The 16,774-nt window shown below is 64.8% G+C and carries 17 protein-coding genes and 3 pseudogenes; 5 read left to right on the forward strand and 15 right to left on the reverse strand.

Annotated elements, in window-relative coordinates; all coding sequences use genetic code 11:
* Positions 1 to 4 precede the first annotated feature (4 nt).
* From HAP41_RS37825 to HAP41_RS37845, 5 genes are all read right to left on the reverse strand, one after another.
* Complete coding sequence (locus HAP41_RS37825) at positions 5 to 757, reverse strand: metal ABC transporter ATP-binding protein (protein ID WP_166082779.1); 753 nt, start codon at positions 755 to 757, stop codon at positions 5 to 7.
* A 2-nt stretch (positions 758 to 759) separates the two neighbouring features.
* The gene (locus HAP41_RS37830; RefSeq protein ID WP_063985728.1) at positions 760 to 1,008 is read right to left on the reverse strand and encodes a hypothetical protein; all 249 of its coding nucleotides are present in this window, start codon (positions 1,006 to 1,008) and stop codon (positions 760 to 762) included.
* 44 nt (positions 1,009 to 1,052) lie between these two features.
* The gene (locus HAP41_RS37835; protein WP_008138982.1) at positions 1,053 to 1,553 is read right to left on the reverse strand and encodes a hypothetical protein; all 501 of its coding nucleotides are present in this window, start codon (positions 1,551 to 1,553) and stop codon (positions 1,053 to 1,055) included.
* Positions 1,550 to 2,161: a permease gene (locus tag HAP41_RS37840; protein ID WP_166082772.1), complete on the reverse strand. Its 612-nt coding sequence runs from the start codon at positions 2,159 to 2,161 to the stop codon at positions 1,550 to 1,552. The genes HAP41_RS37835 and HAP41_RS37840 overlap by 4 nt, the downstream gene beginning before the upstream one ends.
* Before the next feature lie 215 nt (positions 2,162 to 2,376).
* Complete coding sequence (locus HAP41_RS37845; RefSeq protein WP_166082753.1) at positions 2,377 to 2,973, reverse strand: superoxide dismutase; 597 nt, start codon at positions 2,971 to 2,973, stop codon at positions 2,377 to 2,379.
* Positions 2,974 to 3,205: 232 nt separating this feature from the next.
* Between HAP41_RS37845 and HAP41_RS37850 the strand changes: the two genes are divergently transcribed.
* The 3 genes and pseudogenes from HAP41_RS37850 to HAP41_RS37860 all read left to right on the forward strand — a co-directional run bounded on the left by HAP41_RS37850 (position 3,206) and on the right by HAP41_RS37860 (position 5,728).
* On the forward strand, positions 3,206 to 3,733 hold the full coding sequence (locus tag HAP41_RS37850) for a GNAT family N-acetyltransferase (protein WP_166082717.1): 528 nt from the start codon (positions 3,206 to 3,208) through the stop codon (positions 3,731 to 3,733).
* Positions 3,734 to 3,815: 82 nt separating this feature from the next.
* Positions 3,816 to 5,197: pseudogene (locus HAP41_RS37855) on the forward strand (MATE family efflux transporter).
* Positions 5,198 to 5,293: 96 nt separating this feature from the next.
* Positions 5,294 to 5,728 (forward strand): annotated as a pseudogene (locus tag HAP41_RS37860) (DUF2147 domain-containing protein).
* Here HAP41_RS37860 and HAP41_RS37865 read toward each other — a convergent pair.
* Positions 5,725 to 6,879 (reverse strand): DUF3095 domain-containing protein, encoded by a 1,155-nt coding sequence (locus tag HAP41_RS37865; RefSeq protein ID WP_166082715.1) that lies wholly within the window; start codon positions 6,877 to 6,879, stop codon positions 5,725 to 5,727. The pseudogene HAP41_RS37860 and the gene HAP41_RS37865 sit on opposite strands and share 4 nt — an antisense overlap.
* A gap of 225 nt (positions 6,880 to 7,104) precedes the next feature.
* On the opposite strand from HAP41_RS37865, the gene HAP41_RS37870 reads away from it, so the two are divergent.
* Positions 7,105 to 7,482 carry a hypothetical protein gene (locus HAP41_RS37870; protein WP_166082712.1) on the forward strand — a complete coding sequence of 126 codons (378 nt, stop codon included), beginning with the start codon at positions 7,105 to 7,107 and terminating at the stop codon, positions 7,480 to 7,482.
* A gap of 4 nt (positions 7,483 to 7,486) precedes the next feature.
* Here HAP41_RS37870 and HAP41_RS37875 read toward each other — a convergent pair whose 3' ends face one another.
* The 6 genes and pseudogenes from HAP41_RS37875 to HAP41_RS37900 all read right to left on the reverse strand — a co-directional run bounded on the left by HAP41_RS37875 (position 7,487) and on the right by HAP41_RS37900 (position 13,054).
* Positions 7,487 to 7,696, reverse strand: coding sequence for a hypothetical protein (locus HAP41_RS37875; RefSeq protein ID WP_155794867.1), 210 nt, complete (start codon positions 7,694 to 7,696; stop codon positions 7,487 to 7,489).
* Between the two features lie 126 nt (positions 7,697 to 7,822).
* Positions 7,823 to 8,545: an SDR family NAD(P)-dependent oxidoreductase gene (locus tag HAP41_RS37880; protein WP_166082704.1), complete on the reverse strand. Its 723-nt coding sequence runs from the start codon at positions 8,543 to 8,545 to the stop codon at positions 7,823 to 7,825.
* A complete protein-coding gene (locus tag HAP41_RS37885; protein WP_166082675.1) occupies positions 8,538 to 9,920 on the reverse strand; it encodes a class I adenylate-forming enzyme family protein in 1,383 nt (460 codons plus the stop codon). The genes HAP41_RS37880 and HAP41_RS37885 overlap by 8 nt, the downstream gene beginning before the upstream one ends.
* Positions 9,907 to 10,122, reverse strand: a complete 216-nt coding sequence (locus HAP41_RS37890) for an acyl carrier protein (protein WP_166105552.1) — start codon at positions 10,120 to 10,122, stop codon at positions 9,907 to 9,909. The genes HAP41_RS37885 and HAP41_RS37890 overlap by 14 nt, the downstream gene beginning before the upstream one ends.
* Before the next feature lie 33 nt (positions 10,123 to 10,155).
* Positions 10,156 to 10,991: pseudogene (locus tag HAP41_RS37895) on the reverse strand (IS5 family transposase).
* A 248-nt stretch (positions 10,992 to 11,239) separates the two neighbouring features.
* Positions 11,240 to 13,054, reverse strand: a complete 1,815-nt coding sequence (locus HAP41_RS37900) for a long-chain-acyl-CoA synthetase (RefSeq protein ID WP_166082659.1) — start codon at positions 13,052 to 13,054, stop codon at positions 11,240 to 11,242.
* Positions 13,055 to 13,338: 284 nt separating this feature from the next.
* Between HAP41_RS37900 and HAP41_RS37905 the strand changes: the two genes are divergently transcribed.
* A complete protein-coding gene (locus HAP41_RS37905; RefSeq protein ID WP_166082645.1) occupies positions 13,339 to 14,025 on the forward strand; it encodes an SGNH/GDSL hydrolase family protein in 687 nt (228 codons plus the stop codon).
* Positions 14,026 to 14,087: 62 nt separating this feature from the next.
* Here the strand turns inward: HAP41_RS37905 and HAP41_RS37910 are convergent, their stop codons facing one another.
* The 3 genes from HAP41_RS37910 to htpG all read right to left on the reverse strand — a co-directional run bounded on the left by HAP41_RS37910 (position 14,088) and on the right by htpG (position 16,667).
* Positions 14,088 to 14,357, reverse strand: coding sequence for a DUF3551 domain-containing protein (locus HAP41_RS37910; protein ID WP_166082635.1), 270 nt, complete (start codon positions 14,355 to 14,357; stop codon positions 14,088 to 14,090).
* A 26-nt stretch (positions 14,358 to 14,383) separates the two neighbouring features.
* On the reverse strand, positions 14,384 to 14,662 hold the full coding sequence (locus tag HAP41_RS37915) for a DUF3551 domain-containing protein (protein WP_166082625.1): 279 nt from the start codon (positions 14,660 to 14,662) through the stop codon (positions 14,384 to 14,386).
* Between the two features lie 127 nt (positions 14,663 to 14,789).
* Positions 14,790 to 16,667, reverse strand: a complete 1,878-nt coding sequence (gene htpG / locus HAP41_RS37920; protein ID WP_166082596.1) for a molecular chaperone HtpG — start codon at positions 16,665 to 16,667, stop codon at positions 14,790 to 14,792.
* Between the last annotated feature and the right edge of the window lie 107 nt (positions 16,668 to 16,774).

Raw genomic sequence — 16,774 nt, forward strand, 5'->3', positions numbered from 1 at the left:
GCGATCACGCCGCCCGCGAGTGTCCGTCCTCGGCGCAAGCCGTGGCACTATCGTCAAAAGCCTCGCACATCCGCATCGCGACCAGCAGGTTTTCCGGCGTCAGCACCTCCGCCGTCGGTCCCCAGGCCACGGGGCCGCGCGCCAGCACCAGCGTTTCGGTGAAATGGTTGCGCACCATTTCCATGTCGTGCAGCGCGGCGAGCACGGTGCGGCCTTCGCCGTGCCAGTGCTTCACCAGCGCGAGCAGATCGGCCGTGGTCTTGCTGTCGATCGCGTTGAAGGGCTCGTCGAGCACGATCAGGCGCGCGTCCTGGAGCAGCACGCGCGCGAACAGGATGCGCTGCATCTGCCCGCCCGAGAGCGTTCCGATGGGGCGGTTCTCGAAGCCGTTGAGGCCGACGGAAGCGATCGCGCGCAGGATCTTCTCCCGCGCAGCCTTGCCGATGCCCCCGAACAGGCCCGCGTCGCGCCACAGCCCGGTGCCGACGAAGTCGAACACCGAGATCGGGAAGCTGCGGTCGATCTCCGCGCTCTGCGGCAGATAGGCGATATCGCGGCTATCGAGCCCGCCGAGATGGATGCTGCCGTCGAGCGGCCGGAGGATGCCGACGATGCCGCGCAACAGCGTCGACTTGCCGGCGCCGTTCGGGCCGATCACGGCGACCAGCTCACCGGAGGCGACCTCGCCGTTGAGATGATGCACGGCCGGATGCCGGTCGTAGCCGAGCGTGACATTATGGAAGTGCACGGCCGCCATGGTCACCTCATCGCCAGGAAGACCACGCCCCAGAGCACGGCGCAGACGGCAAGCGCGGCCGCGAGGCGGCCGGCCATGGTCATGCGCAGGATCGACCAGGGCGCGTCCTGGGCCGGATGGGGCGAGGCCGCATCATGGACATGGGCGTGGGTGTGGTCGTGCCCATGCGAATGCCCGTCGCCATGAGAATGGTCATGGGACTGGCCATGAACGTGGTCGTGGTGATGAGCGTGGGACGCGGCGGGAACCATGCCAGCGACGTTATATTATAACATCACCCCTGTCCACGGCCGGCTCAGGGCTTGCCGATCACCATCGCGATGGCGGCGGCTACGAACGGGAACGGCACCGACACCGCGCAGCGGAACCAGACGAACCGGGCCGGCATGAACGGGATTTCCCACAGAATCACCCGTTGGAAGGCGAACAGGGCCCAGGCGACGACATAGGCGACCACCTGCGGCACCCCACCGCCCGACTTCAGCGCCACCGTGCCGATGGAGAAGCCGATCACGGGTCCGCCGGGCGTGGCGGCGCCGGCGACCACGGCCGTCGCAACCCCGAGCCAGCCGCTGTCCGGCCCGAGCCAGCCGGTAATCACCTCCTGCGGGATGATGGCGGCGATGTAGCCGGAGCCGATCACCCCGAGCGCGATGCGCGGCACGATGTTGATGAAGTCCATGGAGCCTTCGCGGAGCGAGGCCTTGAACACCGGTGGGCCGCGGCGGAAGGCGATCAGGCCGACGCCGAACACCGAGCCCCACAGCAGGATGTCGATCAGAAGCGCGGCGCTCAAGTCTCGTCGTCCTTCGCGGCCGGCTGCGGATAAAGCCGGACATAGACGAAGCGGCCGAGCGCGCCGGCGAGCACCGGCAGCGGCAGCGAAATCAGGATCCGCCACAGCGTGAAGTCGGTGCCCATGATCGGGATTTCCCAGGCCACCGCGCGGCCGTACCCGATCAGGGTCCAGCTCACGACCATGGCGATGGTGGCGCCGAAATCGGCGCCGACGGCGAGCAGCGCGCTCGCCACCGGATAGGCGGTGAAGGGTCCGCCCGGCAGGATCGCGCCGAAGGCGGTGCCGATCAAAAGGCCCATCAGGCCGGATTTCGGCCCGAGCGAGCGCGAGACTTTTTCGTGCGGCAGGATCTCGGAGATGAAGGCCCCGAGCAGGCAGCCGGCCAGCACGCGCGGCAGGATGCCGCCGAACAGCGAGAGGTCGTGCGTGAGAATCTCCAGGACACCGTCTGTGCCATCACGCCGCCAGACCAGGCCCGCGCTCACCGCCACCAGCACCGCGATGATGATGGTCGACCAGCCGATCGGCTTGCGCACACGCCCCGGCCGCGGCTCGGACTCCGCGTCCTCGGCAGGCGCCGGATTGCTCGGGGAAGGCTCTGACAACGGGCTCGGTGGGCTCGAGGGTGATGCCCATCCTGATTAAGGGCGCCGCCCACGCGATGCAAACAGTACGATGGCGGGAAGCGATGCGCACCTCGCGCAGGCCCATGCGAAGCAGCAACCGAATTCCGCACAGCAAAAAGGCGGCCGCGCATGCGACCGCCTTTTCGAGTTCGTCATCCCGGAGCGGCGATGCCGCACCCGGAAAGTGTGATGGCTCAGGCCTTGTCGAACAGGGACTCGACGTATTCCCAGTTCACGAGGTTCTCGACGAACGCCTTCAGATAGTCCGGACGGCGATTGCGATAGTCGATGTAGTAGGAGTGCTCCCAGACGTCCACGCCGAGGATCGGGGTGGCGCCATGCACCAGCGGATTCTCGCCGTTCGGGGTCTTGGAGATTTCGAGCTTGCCGTTCTTGACCTGCAGCCAGGCCCAGCCGGAGCCGAACTGGCCGACGCCGGCCGCCTGGAAGTCCGTCTTGAACTTCTCGAAGCCGCCGAGGTCCTCGTTGATCTTCTTCTCGAGCTTGCCCGGCAGCTTGGTGCCGCCGCCATTGGGCTTCATCCAGCTCCAGAAGTGGATGTGGTTGTAGTGCTGGCCGGCATTGTTGAACACGGCCGGGTTCTTGCCGAACGAGCCCTTGACGATCTCCTCAAGGGACTTGCCTTCCCATTCGGTGCCCTTAAGCGCGTTGTTGCCGTTGGTGACGTAGGCCTGATGATGCTTGTCGTGGTGGAATTCCAGCGTCTCCTTCGACATGAACTGGCCGAGGGCGTCATAGGCGTAAGGGAGTGGGGGCAGCGTAAAGGTCATGGGTTGTTGTCCGCGACTGATGGGGAACTGGCTTAACGGGGACTCTTATAGAAGGTTCCACCGCCGTTAAATACCGCCAATTTGCGAAATTGCGTGATGCGGCCGATTGGCCGGATTGCATAAAATCGACGCATCGTGGGGCGCGCTTCGACAGGCTGTAAAATATCATTGCCTTTGAGGCGCTTATGGCAGAACGAACGCACCACGGCGCGGAGATGCGGAAGAGAGAGCGATGAGCATCGAAATCGACATTCTGAACGGCGACGCCTCGTGGCCGATCGCAAAGCCGCTGCTCAGCGCGGTCTGGGGCCAAGACGCCGCGGAGAAGCCGTCGTGGAGCCACGTTAAATGGGCCAATGCCGACCTTCGCGTGCTGATCGAGACGCCCGAGGACGGCCTCGTCTGCCACGTCGGCATCTACTTCCGTACCGTCACCTGGAATGGACAGAAGGTTCACATCGGCGGCATCGGCGGGGTCTGCACCCGCGAGGACCGGCGCGGCCGCGGCTACGCGACCATGGCGATCGACGCAGCCATCCACACCATGCGCGCCAACGAGGCGGTCCGTTTCGGGCTGCTGTTCTCCGAATCGAACAATTTTGCGTTCTACGAAGCCCGCAGCTGGCTGCCCTTCAAGGGCGAGGTCTATTGCGAGCAGCCGGAGGGTCGGATCCGCTTCGACTACATGGCGCCGTACGTCTTCAACATCGTCCGCGCGCCGACGCTGGGCACCATCGACCTATGCGGCCTGCCCTGGTGAGCCCTGCGTGAGGGGAGGACTGGCGCGAAGATGCTGCGCCCGATAAGATGTCGATCGTCATCCAATATTCCGCCCGGTGAACATGACGATCGACGCCTCCGCAGACGCCGCGCCGCCACATGCACCGGTCGCTTCCATTGCGAGCCTGCTGACGGCGCCGATCCTGCCGACCCTGCTGCGGCTCGCGATCCCCAACATGATCGCGATGGTCGGCAGCACGCTGGTTGCGATTGCCGAGACCTCCTATATCGGCCGGCTCGGCACCATTCCGCTGGCGGCGATCGCGCTGGTGTTTCCGTTCGCGATGCTGACGCAGATGATGAGCGCGGGCGCGATGGGCGGCGGCGTTTCGTCCGCGATCAGCCGCGCGCTCGGCGCAGGCGATCTGACCGCGCCGCGACGCTGGCGCTGCACGCCGCCATCATCGGCCTCTGCGGCGGACTGTTCTTCACGGTGATGATGCTCGCCTTCGGCCGCAGCTTCTTCACGCTGCTCGGCGGACGCGAGCGCGTGCTCGAGGAAGCCAGCGGCTATTCACAAATGCTGTTCTCCGGCGCGGTCGCGATCTGGCTCGTCAACACGCTGGCCTCGGTGATCCGCGGCACCGGCGACATGCGCCTGCCTTCGATGATTCTGATCGGGGCGAGCGCGCTCCAGATCGCGCTCGGCGGCACGCTGGGGCTCGGCCTGTTCGGCGTGAAGCAATTCGGCATGCCCGGTGTCGCCGCCGGCCAGTTGATCGCTTTCACCTGCGCGGCGATCTTCTTCCTCTGGTATCTGCTGTCCGGCCGCAGCCGGCTGCCGCTGAAGGTCCGCGCCTTCCATTTCGAACGCGCGATGTTCCTGGACATCCTCAAGGTCGGCGCGGTCGCCTGCCTGTCGCCGCTCCAGACCGTGCTCACGATTCTGATCTTCACAAAAATCCTCGCGACCTTCGGCACCGAGATGCTGGCCGGCTACGGCATCGGCTCGCGGCTGGAATTCCTGCTGATCCCGATCACCTTCGCCTTCGGCATCGCCTCGGTGCCGATGGTCGGCATGGCGATGGACGCCGGACATGTGAAACGCGCGCGGCGTGTCGCCTGGACCGCAGCCGCGGCTTCGGGATTGACCGTCGGATTGATCGGCCTCGTCATCGCGCTTGATCCGGCGTTGTGGGTATCGCTCTTCACCGGGGATCCCGGCGTCACCGCGGCGGCGCACAGCTATTTCCACTGGGCAGGTCCGGCCTTCGCGTTCTTCGGCATGGGCGTGTCGCTGTACTTCTCTTCGCAAGGCGCGGCGCGCGTCGGCGGTCCGGTGCTCGCCTCCACCGCCCGGCTTCTGATCGTCGCGATCGGCGGCGTCGGCCTGATGATGGCGCAGGCGCCGGCCTGGACGTTGTTCGCGCTGGTCGGCGGCGCCATGGTCGTGTTCGGGCTTTCGACCGCGGCCTCGGTCGCCTTCGCACGCTGGGGCAAATGAGCGCAGGCAAATAAGCGCGGGAATGTGATTCCGTCCAGCGTTGCACTATCCTGCCGGACTGCTATGGAGGCGCCTCCATTTTCGGGGGCACTTTCCATGTTCGGCAGATTCGCCATCCTTTCCATCATCCTGACTGCACTGTTTGGTGCGACCGCCGCCCACGCGCAGAGCGCCGATGGGACCTGGCTGACGCAGGCCGGCGATGCGCGCGTCAAGATCAGCAAATGCGGCGGCGGCATCTGCGGCCATATCGTCTGGCTGCGCGAGCCCTAAGACACCGCGACCGGCCAGCCTGCGACCGACAGCAAGAATCCCAATCCAGCGCTCGCCAAACGCGCGATGATCGGGCTGCCGCTGTTCAGCGGCATGGAGCCCTCAGGGCCGAACAAGTGGTCGGGCCAGATCTACAATGCCGATGACGGCAGCACCTATGCGAGCAACGTCTCCGTGACTGGTGCGGATTCGCTGCGGGTCGAAGGTTGCGTCGGCGCGCTCTGCGGCGGCGAGACCTGGACGCGCGCCGGACGCTAGCTCGCGCCCGCCATCATCGCCTTCAACGCCGTCGCCGCCGACGCGTAGCCGCCGCGCGCGCCGTCGATGAAGTGGACGTGGTCGCTGCGCAGCGCCGACGGCGTGAAACAGGTCATCATCGCGGCGTCCTGTGGGTAGAGGCCGTAGCGCACGATGCCGTCGCGCGCCGCAGCCACGAGACGGTCGCTCAACGCGCGCTCAAGCTGCGGGGTGCAGTCGAGGATCATGCGCAGGCCGTCGTCATATTTGCGGAAGTCCGAGTTCTCGACCACCTGGCGCTTGTAGACGTTTGGCACGAAGCCGCCGACGTTGAGGTCGAAGCGCATAATCAGATAGACGAACAGCGTGTAGGCCAGCACGCGGGCGCGGCGTGCGACCAGCGGACCTCCGCGTTTGGTGCGGGCTTCGAATTCCAGCCCCTGCGGCGGCCATTTCAGCGGCGGTCCCTGCGGCGGCACCGGGCGGCCGCCATCAGGGCTGCGCTCGACGAGATGGATGATGTCCTCGATCACCTTGCGGAAGGCTTGCGGATCGCCACCGCGCGCCGGCATCACCAGCACCGACAGGATCAGGCCGCGCGCGGCCGGCATCACCTCGAAGCGGCAGGACAGGCCGGAAAGATCGGGCTGCGTGCCGGCGGGCGCCTCGGCGACCGCGAATTCGCCGCGCTTCATGGCGGCGTCGGCCCAGGCGAGCCCGCCGCCGGAAAACATCGCATAGGACAAATTGGCCGACGGACCGAAGCGTGCGACGCGCACGTCGAGCCCTTGCGCGCGGATCGCACTCACCGGCACCAGCGCGACGCGCATCTTCAGATCGAGATCTTCCCGCACCCAGGTCGCGGTCGCGGCCAGCGCCTCGCGGGCGCGTTCGACATCGGAAGGCGCGACCGCAAAGCTCGCGCCGTCGCCGCCGAACACGAAGGGGAATTCGCGCCCCTCCAATGCGTTCGTCACCGCCGCGATCACGGCCGCACCGGCCATGTTGACCGCCTTATAGCGCTGCGCCGCAATCGCCTTGGTGGAATCGACGATATCGGCGACGCCGATGTTCCAATCATCCGGCAGCGGCGCATAGAGCGCGGGGTCCATCAGGCTGGTGAAGCCGCGAAAGACAGGAATGCTGCCGTAGAAGGATTCGCCTGATGTCATCGGGTGATGCCGGATGGTTGGGAGTGCGTCCGAGGAAGATACGAGGCGGGATCGATCCGGGTTCGCCGCCCGACGTCCCCTCTTTCGATTCCCGATCATTGGCCGAAATGCACCCGGACAACAAGATCGCGCCACGCTGCAAATGCCGCAGTCCGTCATTGATCGGCGTCAAAGAGCCGGCCGGAAGAGCGGCTATGGTAGGGGCATCTCCAGATATTACATGGGATGATCGAAGTGCCCGACTTCGGCAACAAGGACTCGACCGCTCCGGTGCGCCGGCGCACGGGGCTCGATCCGCTCAGCGCGGTGAAGATGCCGGAAGCACTGACCGCGGCCGTCGACGCCTGGGCTGAAGCTCATCACTTGTCGCGTTCGGCTGCGATCTGCAAGCTGGTCGAACTGGGCCTGAAGGTCGCGCCCCCGGAATTCTCGTCGGCCCAGCCGGTCGCATCCGACGCCACCAGGATCGAGGCGCTGGCCGTGCACGAGATCGAGCGGCTGCTCGACCCCGCATTGCCAACGGACGAACGCGAACGCCGCATACGCCGCCTGACCGAAGGGCCGCCGGAATTTTCACGCGAGCGGATTGACCTGCCGAAGTGAACGCCTAGTGCAGCTTTTCGTCCTCGCGCTTGCGCAGGGCGTCGAGAGAGAGATCGTGGCAGCCGACCAGGCGCACGAATTGCTGCGGATACATTTCATGACCGTGTCCGCCGGAATTCTGATGCGTCATCGGGGGGCAATGGACATCGTCCGGCTTCGCGCGAGGCTCCTCGATCCGGGCTTGATTTGAAGCGGTCATGTTTGAAGTGGCCATCGACTGCTCCCTCTCGATTAGGGCAGATCGATTGACGTAAGCCAATCGATTGCGGGGCATCTTACGACCAAATCCGGCTCGATGTCATTGCGTCGGATCAACTCAATTGTCGCGGCGGAGTTCCGCTTACGCCGTGTTCCCCGCATCGATCGTGAATACGGTGCCGGTGACGTTGCGGCCGCCCTCGCCGAGCAGATATTCCACCATGCGCGCGACATCGTCGGTCTCCGGCAGGCGACGTAGCGCGCTGCGGCCGGCGATGCGCTTGCGTCCTTCGTCGGAGAGATTGTGGGTCAGCTCGGTGTCGATGAAACCAGGCGCGATCGCGTTCACGGTGATGCCGAGCTTGCCGACCTCGCGCGCGAGCGAGCGGGTGAAGCCGGTGGCGGCGGCCTTGGTCGCGCCGTAGACGGAGAGGCCGTTGTAGCCCGTGGTCGCGATGATCGAGGACATATTGATGATGCGGCCGGCGCCGTCGGCCATCATCTGGCGCGCGACATATTTGGAGAGGATGATCTGCGACAGCACGTTGAGCTGCACCAGCGCCTCGATCTCGGAATTGTGCATGGTGGCGAGTAGGCCTTCGGTGCCGAGGCCGGCATTGTTGACGAGGCCGTAGATCGGGCCGAACTCGTCGCGAATAAGCTTCGCGAACGCCGGGATCGCGTCGATCACGGCGAGGTCGCAGGCGCGGAAATGCAGGCGCCCTTCGGAGAGGCCGATCGCCGCCCTGAGCTCGTCGCTCTCGCGCCGTGCCGCCGCAATCACGTTATAGCCGGCATCAGCCAGCCGCCTTCCGATCGCAAGGCCGATGCCGCGGCTGCCGCCGGTGACGAGGACATTATGCATCGGTGCGCGCCAGTTTTCCGGCCGGGGTGACGTCGAGCGCATCGACGAAGCGGATCACCGCCGGCACCTTGTGGGACGCAAGCTGCGCACGGCACTGATCCAGGATCTGGTCGCGGATCTCCTTCACCCGCGCCTGATCCGTGCCGTCGGCGAGGATCACGTCGGCGACGACGATGCCGCCGGTGATCGGGCTGCGGCGCGATTTCGCCCGCGACATCCGCACGTCGGCATGGCGGTTGATGACCGCCTCGATCTCCTCGGGATGAACCTTCAGCCCGCCGATATTGATGATGCCGCCGCGGCGGCCGATGAAATAATAGCGGTCGCCGCGCAACTCGACGATGTCGCCGCTGTCGACGAACCCGTCGTCATCGGTCAACGCGGCCGCATTGCGGCCGATGTAAGCATGCGCCGTGCGCGTCGAGCGGATGCGCAGCGAGCCGTCGACGACCTTCATCTCGACGCCGTTGCGGTTACCGAGATAATCGGCCGGAAAGCCCTCCAGCCCGTCATTGACGGCAAAGCCGACGCCCGCCTCGGTCGAGGCATAGGCGTGACCGACGGAGGAATTGGGGAACGCGGCCTTCAGGCCATCCAGCACCGCCTGGTCGGCGATCTCGCCGGACAGACGGACGTATCCCGGCGCGAACTGTGCAGCCGAGCCACTCATCAAGAGCTTGCGCCAGTGCGATGGCGTGCCGGAGATATGGGTGACGCCGCGCGCATTCAGCCGCGCGACGTGGTCGCCGAGCGCTTCATGCGGATCGGACAGCACCATCGAGCCGCCGGAGAGAACCGCGCGCAGGAAGATCTGCAGGCCGCCATAGCGGCGAATGTCGTAGAATGTCGCCCAGACCGGCGCTGGTCCGCGCGCAGGGCCTTCAGCGACGATGGCGCCCGTCAATGCTTCCAGCGTATGGCCGGCGATTTTCGGTACGCCCGACGTGCCGGACGTCAGCATCAGCCATTCCGTGGCGCGTTCGGTCCTGGCCGGCGTGGCGGCCAGAAGCGGCAATTGCGCGGTGACGACGAGCGCGACCGCCTTTGCAGCCCATTGCGCAGGCTCGTCCGTAACGACGGCATCGATCTCGGCGTCCGCGATCAGCGCATCGAGATGCGCCGGATTGAGATCGGGCGGGCACAGCAGAATGCGCCGCGCGACACCATCGAGCTCAATCATGGCGAGGCCGGATTTGAGCTGGTCCGACAGCTTCAGCAGGACAGAGCGGCCCGCCAGCTCGCGCAGGCGCCCGCCCAGAACCGTATGCGGCAGCACATCCGTCAGCGACACCACATGATGGGCGTCCGAGATCGTACGGCCCTTGAGCTCCGGGCTCAGATAGTCGCGAAGCGCGAAGATCTCACGCGGGGACATTTTCGTAGGCCCGCACGAAATCGCCCACGGTGGCGGGGAACGCTACGTCCTCGGAAATAGTGAAGGGATCGACGCCGGTCTCGTCCTCGAGGCGCGCCACCAAAATTGCGAAGGCGAGGGAATCGAAACCCGTCTCGTGCAGGGACAGATCGTCCGAGAGTGCAGGAAGCGTAACGTGCTGCTCCTTGGCGATCTGCTGGATCGCTTCGATGACCTTAGAGTCTGTCCGGAAAGATTACCTTGGATTGCATAGCTTTCGCAGCATGAGTCGGATGGAGGCCAGCTTGAGAAAGGCGAGCGCCCTGTGATTGAAGCATTCCCAATCTTTGGACAGTCTTCGGCATCGCCCGAGCCAGGCAAAGGTACGCTCGACGATCCAGCGTTTGGGCAAGACGACGAAACGGTGAGCCTGATCGGAGCGTTTGACGATTTCGAGGTTCACGCGCTTCAGAGCGCTACGCAGCCCCTTCTGGAAATGTGGCCCTTGATATCCGCCGTCGGCGTAGAGCTTCAGAAGAAAGGGATAGAGGCCGAACAACGTTGCCATCAGGAGCACGCCGCCGTCGCGATCCTGGATGTCCGCCGCATGCACGATGGCGTGCATCAAGAGGCCTTGCGTGTCGACGAGAATGTGCCGCTTCTTGCCCTTGATCTTCTTGCCCGCGTCGTAGCCATGGAGATCATGAGGCCCCCTTTTTCAGCGCTTTTCACGCTCTGGCTATCGATGATGGCGGCGGTGGGAGAAGCCTCGCGCTCGGCCCTTTCGCGACATTCGACATAGAGGGCGTGATGAATTTTATCGAGCGTGCCGTTCCAGCTCCACAGATCGAAGTAGCCATACAGCGTCGAGCGCGGCGGCAGGTCCTTGGGGATCGCGCGCCACTGGCAACCTGTGCTCAGGATGTACATCAGCCCGTTGGCAATCTCGCGCAGGTCCACCGTACGCTTGTTGCCGCCGCGCTTGGCCGGCGGGATGCGAGGCGCGATCAGCGCCCACTCCTCGTCGGTCAAGTCGCTCGGATAGCGCAGGCGGCTGCGGTCGTAGCGTGCACGGTTCTCGGTAGTCCACATTGGCGGCGCGTCCCCATCGAATCAGGCCGCTCACCTTGAATCACAACCGATTCATTCGACTCAACATGTTTTGGAACAGACACTTAGACCTTACCGACATGGCTGGCTCACTCTTGTTATTGATGGTTCGTGTTGCAGCGGCTCTTGATGGCCGCCTCCCCAAGGCCCGTGTTGTTTACCGGACAGAAGTAAATGGCTTCTTGGACAATTCAGATAAAATTGGACCTATCTGGCGGGTTTTCGTGCGGCTAGAGCCTGATCGCGCCATCGATGATCCCTGCGTGCACGTCCGCGTCCAAGGCAACATAGGCGCCGGATTTCGGGTCGAGCATGAACAGCGGCTCGCCCATCAGCCCCGGATCAAAGCCCTCCCGGGCCAGCTCGCCTTTCTTCTGCTTGAACGTCTCGGTCGCATCGAGCTCGCGGGCGATGCGAATGAAGACGGGGCGGGCGTAAACCGGCAAGCGCTGCGCCAGATGCGCAGGCAGCGCTTCGATATTAAACCCCTCGTTGACGACGATGGCGCTCATGCCGGCGCGGCCGTCGGTGCCGGGGATGCTGACGCCATAGGTGGTGGCATCGATCACGCCGGTGAAATCGCGCACGGCGTCGTTGACTTCCGATGTCGCGACGTTCTCACCCTTCCAACGAAAGGTGTCGCCGATGCGGTCGACGAAATGGAAGAAACCCTTGTCGTCGAGCCGCATCAGATCGCCGGTGCGGAACCAGGCATCGCCCTTGGCAAAGACATCGCGCAGGATTTTCTTCTCGGTTTCGCCCGCGTCGGTATAGCCCTCGAAACGGCCGCCGCCTTCATCCGCGGTGCCGATGCGGCCGATGGCTTCGCCAGCCTCGCCCCTGGCGCAGGCAACGCAAAAGCCCTCTTCGTTGCGCAAGGGTGCACCACTATCAGGATCGAGCTTGACGAGCCCCGCCGGAAAGCGATGCGCGAGCAATGGCGGAACGCGGCCGATCGCACCCGGCTGGCCCTCGAGGTTGAACAGCGAGAAATTGCCTTCCGTCGCTGCATAGAATTCGAGGATGCGCGGAATGGCGAAGCGGTTCTGGAAATCCTCCCAGATGTCGCCGCGCAGGCCGTTGCCGCAGACGAGCCGCAGGCGGTGACGGTTCTCGTATTCGGACGGCGCCGCCTTCAGAAGATAGCGGCAGAGCTCGCCGATGTACTGGAACAGCGTGCAATCGTGCCGCACGATGTCGGGCCAGAAGTTCGAGGCCGAGAATTTTTCCGCGATCACCACGGAGCCGCCGGCGGCGAGCATGCTGCACGGCGCGACGATGCCGCCGACCGAGTGGAACAGCGGCAGGCAATCATAGAGCCGGTCCTGCGGCGTGGCGCCGGTGAGGCCGGCGAACCAGAAGCCCCAGTTGAGGATGCGTCGGTGGCTGATGCTCGCCGCCTTCGGCAGGCCGGTGGTCCCTGAGGTGTAGATCAGCAGGGCACGGTCGTTGATCGTCACGTCGCCATGCTCGTCCGGCGAGAGCGGCCCGTCTTCGAGCGCGGCAAGCGCGACGTCGATCGCGCGCTCGCTGCGGACATCGCCATGGGTCCAGACTTTTGCGTCTGTCTTCAGGTGCGGCGACGCGCCGTCCAAGGCTTCCATGAGCTCGTGCGCGACGATGACGTGCGACGGCCTGGCTACATCGACGCAATGCGCGAGCGACTGGCCGACGAGCTTGGTGTTGATCAGCGCGACCACGCCGCCGACCCGGCTGATGCCGAGCCACGCGGCAACATAGTCGATGCCGTTCGGCATGATCAGCGCGACTGCATCACCCTTGGCCACGCCGGCCGAGCGCGCCCAGCGCGCATAGCGGTTGATGCGCTTCGAGAGGCCTGCGTAGTCGATCGTTGTCTCATCTGCGACCAGCGCGGTGCGAGCGGGCTGGCGCTGCGCCCAATCGTCGACGACGTCGGCGAACAGCCGGCCCGGCAGCGTCTCGATGCGCGCGGTGAGCTCGATCGCCTTCAGCCAGATCTTTGAAGCCGAAGGTGCGCGCGCGACTTTCGGTTGCTCGATGACGCTGGTGCTCATGCCGTCCATTCTCTCGGAACGTATCTGCTGTTTCCTCAAGCTTAGCTCGAACGCCCTGCCCAGGTGTTAAGAGACAAGGTAAAGCCAGGTTAGTACGTGATTAACTCTGGCCATCCGACGCGGGCGAGTTCGGCGGCATGCAGACAACGAAGACCGAGCGCTGGCGCAAGGTGGTCGAGTTGTCGGGGATCAGGAAGGCGTAACGATCCGGCCTCGCCGAGGCTAGGCGACCCCTGGTAAACGGGCTAAACTTCCTACCCTGCGTTGTCCGGACTACGAAAGGGAGACGACTCGTGGCTCTCGATCCGTCAGAGTTTCCCGTCAAGGCCGCGCCGTTCGCGCAGCCCCTGACGAATTTCGCCCGCCGCGTGAAGGGTGGGCAGGCCAGGGTAGTTGCGATCGGCTCGTCGACCACGGCGGGCGAAGGAGGCATCGCTCCGTATCCGCAGCGGCTGCTGGCGGATCTTCGGATACGATTTCCAAATGTCGCGGTCGAAGTGATCAACCGGGGTGTCGGCGGCGAAGAGGCCCGTGCTGAGCTCAAGCGGTTCGACCATGACGTCTTCGATCTGAATCCCGATCTCGTCATCTGGCAGGTCGGCACCAATTCGGTGTGGCAAGCCGGCGGCCCCTCGTTCGCGGACACCACGAAGGCCATCCGCGAAGGTGTCGACCGGCTGCTCGACGCCGAGCGGATCGACGTGATCCTGATGGACCTTCAATATGTGCCGGCGCTGCTGACACCGGCCAAGCGCAAAAAGACGGAGGCCATGGTCGAGGCGATCAGCGAGATCGCGGATGTGAAGGGCGTCAACGTCTTTCGTCGCTTCGGGCTGATGAAGGGCTGGTACGATGTCGCGAGGATTTCGTTCGACCGCATGGTCGACCCGGGCGATGATGACAGGCTGCACGCCAGCGACTGGACCACGGACAAGATGACGTGGCAATTGACCGACGCGATCGTCGCCGCTGCCAACTAGGCGCCTCACGGCACCTAGTTCTGCATGCTCCGCCGGATTCGCAGCTGAACGGGTGGTGGGCGCTAGCCGCTTCGCCTGTAGCGTGGGCGCGGCGGCGCAACGTTGACCGGATAATACGGATTGAGATCACAGGTCGCGGCGCGGCCCGACGCCGTGGCGCGGCACTGCGGCAGCGAGATGAAGGAGCAATCGTACCACTCCCCGCCGCCGCCGTTCGCTCCGGAATAGACGTGCATGCAGACGGGATAGCTGGGATCGAAGGTCTGCGCATGCGACGGCGCGGCCATGAGCAATGCACCGACGAACGTGATCAGGCCGAATGAGCGAAGCATGAAAAATGTCCCCGAAATCGCAATCGCTAGTGCGACTTCTTATGACGCCGCCGCGGGGGCGGCGGCGGTTCGTCGAAAGCATAGTAGGGATTGACATCGCAGCTCGCCGCGCGGCCCGACGCCGTGGCCCGGCACTGCGGGATCGAGGTGAAGGAGCAGTCGTAATAGTCGCCGCCACCGCCCCGGCCGCCCGAAGTATAGACGTGCATGCACACCGGATAGCGCGGGTCATAGGTCTGGGCGTCGGCATCTGCCGACACGAACAGCGCGGCAATCGCGGTGAGGGTCAGGAGAGGCAGGCGCATGGAGACGTCCTCGAATCGATGGCGGCGTCGAATCTCGTGCCGACGTCCTCCTATGGCATAACACCACGCCGGAGGCGACTGTTCCTCCGGCGGATGACGGCAAGGTGAGCGGGGTGCGCTGCGCGCGCTACCCGCCCAGCCCCTGCAGGACCAGCCGGTTCAGCCTTGCCGCAAACGCGGCGGGGTCTTCGGGCAATTCGCCGTCCAGGATCTGCGCCTGTTCGAACAGGAGCAGGCTGAGATCGTCGACCGCCCTGGAGCCGGCCTGCGCCCTGGTGATCGCCGTCACCAGCGGATGGCGCAGATTGATCTCGAGGATCGGCTTGGTGCGCATGCCGCGGTTCTGCTGCGACAGGATGCGCTCGAGCTCGCGGCTCGGGCCCTGGCTGTCGGCGACGAGGCAGGAGGCGGAGCTGGTGAGGCGCGTCGAGACCTTGACGTCGCTGACGCGCTCGCCGAGCGCGGCCTTGATCACCGCGATGGTGGCGGCCTCGTCTGCGGCCGGCTCGTCCTGCTTCGCCTCGTCGGCCTCGTCGGTGCGCGGGATCAGATCGAGATTGAGATCGCCCTGGCTCAGCGATTTCAGCGGCTTGCCGTCGAACTCCGATGGCATCGAGGTCCAGAAGGCGTCGACCGGATCCGACAGCAGCAGCACCTCGATGCCACGCGCGGTCGCGGCTTCCAGCCTCGGATTGGACTTCAGCCGCTCGATGCTGTCGCCGACGAGATAGTAGATCTCGGTCTGGTTCGGCTTGAAACCGGCGATGACGTCCTTCAGCGAACGCCTCTCGCCCGAGGTGGTGGTGAAGCGCGACAAGGACAGCAGCTTTTCGCGCCGCTCGAAATCCTCGTAGATGCCTTCTTTCAGCACCGCGCCGAAGGCGTCCCAGATCCTGGCAAAATTCTCCGGGTCCTTGTCGGCAAGGCTTTCCAGCTCGGACACGACTCGGGTCGCCACGGCTTTCCGGATCTGCGCGAGCTGCGGATTGTTCTGGAGCATCTCGCGCGAGATGTTGAGCGGGAGATCTTCGCTGTCGACCACGCCGCGGATGAAGCGGAGATAGCCGGGCAGCAGATCGGCATCGTCGGTGATGAAGACGCGGCGGACGTAAAGCTTCACCCGGCCCTTGCGGTTCGGCTCGAACAGGTCGAACGGCTTCGTCGACGGCGCGAACAGCAGCACGGCGTAGGAATAGCGGCCTTCCGCGCGGTAGTGCAGCGTCATCGCGGGATCGTCGAAGGCGGAGGCGATCTGCTGATAGGCCTTCTTGTAATCCTCGGCCGTCAGCTCGGACTTGGAGCGCTGCCACAGCGCGCTCGCCGAGTTGATCTGGCGCGGCTCACCCTCTTCCGGCACCAGCTCGATGGGGAACAGGATGTTGTCGGAATAGGCACTGACGATGCGCTCGATCTCGTAGGTCTCGAGATACTTCTTGGCGTCGTCCTTCAGGTGCAGGACGATCTCGGTGCCGCGTGCCACGCGCGCCACTTCCTCATCGCTTGCGTGCGCGATCTCGAAGCCGGAGCCGCCGGAGGACGTCCAGCTCCACACGTCGCTCTCGCCGGCACGCCGGCTGACGACGACGATCTTCTCGGCGACCATGAAGGCGGAATAGAAGCCGACCCCGAACTGGCCGATCAGGCCGAGGCCGTCCTTGGCCTCCTTCAGCTTCGAGACGAACGCCTTGGTGCCGGAGCGGGCAATGGTGCCGAGATGGTCGATCAGCTCCTGGCGCTCCATGCCGATGCCGTTGTCGGCGATCGTGAGCGTTCCGGCCGTCTTGTTGGGGATGATCCGGATCTTGAGCGCGTCGCCCTCGCCCAGCAGCGCCGGGCTGGCGATGGCTTCATAGCGCAGTTTGTCGCAGGCGTCCGATGCGTTGGAGACGAGCTCGCGCAGGAAGATGTCGGTCTCGGAATAGACGGAGTGCACCATGAGGTGCAAAAGCTCGGAAACCTCGGCCTGGAAAGGCTGCGTATGCGCGGCCGTATCTGACGTCGTCATGCGTTTACCCGGTCAATCAAAGGGGAAAGAAACCCGGGATATAACGCGATGGGATAGGGGATCAAGTGGACGTGAACTATCGCCCTCCCGGCGGGAAGGCGATTTGT

Origin of the sequence: Bradyrhizobium barranii subsp. apii, assembly GCF_011516635.5 — a bacterium.
In the GTDB taxonomy this organism is placed as follows: Bacteria; Pseudomonadota; Alphaproteobacteria; order Rhizobiales; family Xanthobacteraceae; genus Bradyrhizobium; species Bradyrhizobium barranii.

What these genes read in the sequence shown, in the direction of transcription:
- HAP41_RS37910 (WP_166082635.1), bottom strand. Translation starts at nt 14,357, where the DNA reads ATGCTTCGCTCATTCGGCCTGATCACGTTCGTCGGTGCATTGCTCATG.
- HAP41_RS37825 (WP_166082779.1), bottom strand. Translation starts at nt 757, where the DNA reads ATGGCGGCCGTGCACTTCCATAATGTCACGCTCGGCTACGACCGGCAT.
- HAP41_RS37850 (WP_166082717.1), top strand. Translation starts at nt 3,206, where the DNA reads ATGAGCATCGAAATCGACATTCTGAACGGCGACGCCTCGTGGCCGATC.
- HAP41_RS37830 (WP_063985728.1), bottom strand. Translation starts at nt 1,008, where the DNA reads ATGGTTCCCGCCGCGTCCCACGCTCATCACCACGACCACGTTCATGGC.
- HAP41_RS37875 (WP_155794867.1), bottom strand. Translation starts at nt 7,696, where the DNA reads ATGGCCACTTCAAACATGACCGCTTCAAATCAAGCCCGGATCGAGGAG.
- HAP41_RS37865 (WP_166082715.1), bottom strand. Translation starts at nt 6,879, where the DNA reads ATGACATCAGGCGAATCCTTCTACGGCAGCATTCCTGTCTTTCGCGGC.
- HAP41_RS37915 (WP_166082625.1), bottom strand. Translation starts at nt 14,662, where the DNA reads ATGCGCCTGCCTCTCCTGACCCTCACCGCGATTGCCGCGCTGTTCGTG.
- HAP41_RS37880 (WP_166082704.1), bottom strand. Translation starts at nt 8,545, where the DNA reads ATGCATAATGTCCTCGTCACCGGCGGCAGCCGCGGCATCGGCCTTGCG.
- HAP41_RS37900 (WP_166082659.1), bottom strand. Translation starts at nt 13,054, where the DNA reads ATGGACGGCATGAGCACCAGCGTCATCGAGCAACCGAAAGTCGCGCGC.
- HAP41_RS37845 (WP_166082753.1), bottom strand. Translation starts at nt 2,973, where the DNA reads ATGACCTTTACGCTGCCCCCACTCCCTTACGCCTATGACGCCCTCGGC.
- HAP41_RS37870 (WP_166082712.1), top strand. Translation starts at nt 7,105, where the DNA reads ATGATCGAAGTGCCCGACTTCGGCAACAAGGACTCGACCGCTCCGGTG.
- htpG (WP_166082596.1), bottom strand. Translation starts at nt 16,667, where the DNA reads ATGACGACGTCAGATACGGCCGCGCATACGCAGCCTTTCCAGGCCGAG.
- HAP41_RS37885 (WP_166082675.1), bottom strand. Translation starts at nt 9,920, where the DNA reads ATGTCCCCGCGTGAGATCTTCGCGCTTCGCGACTATCTGAGCCCGGAG.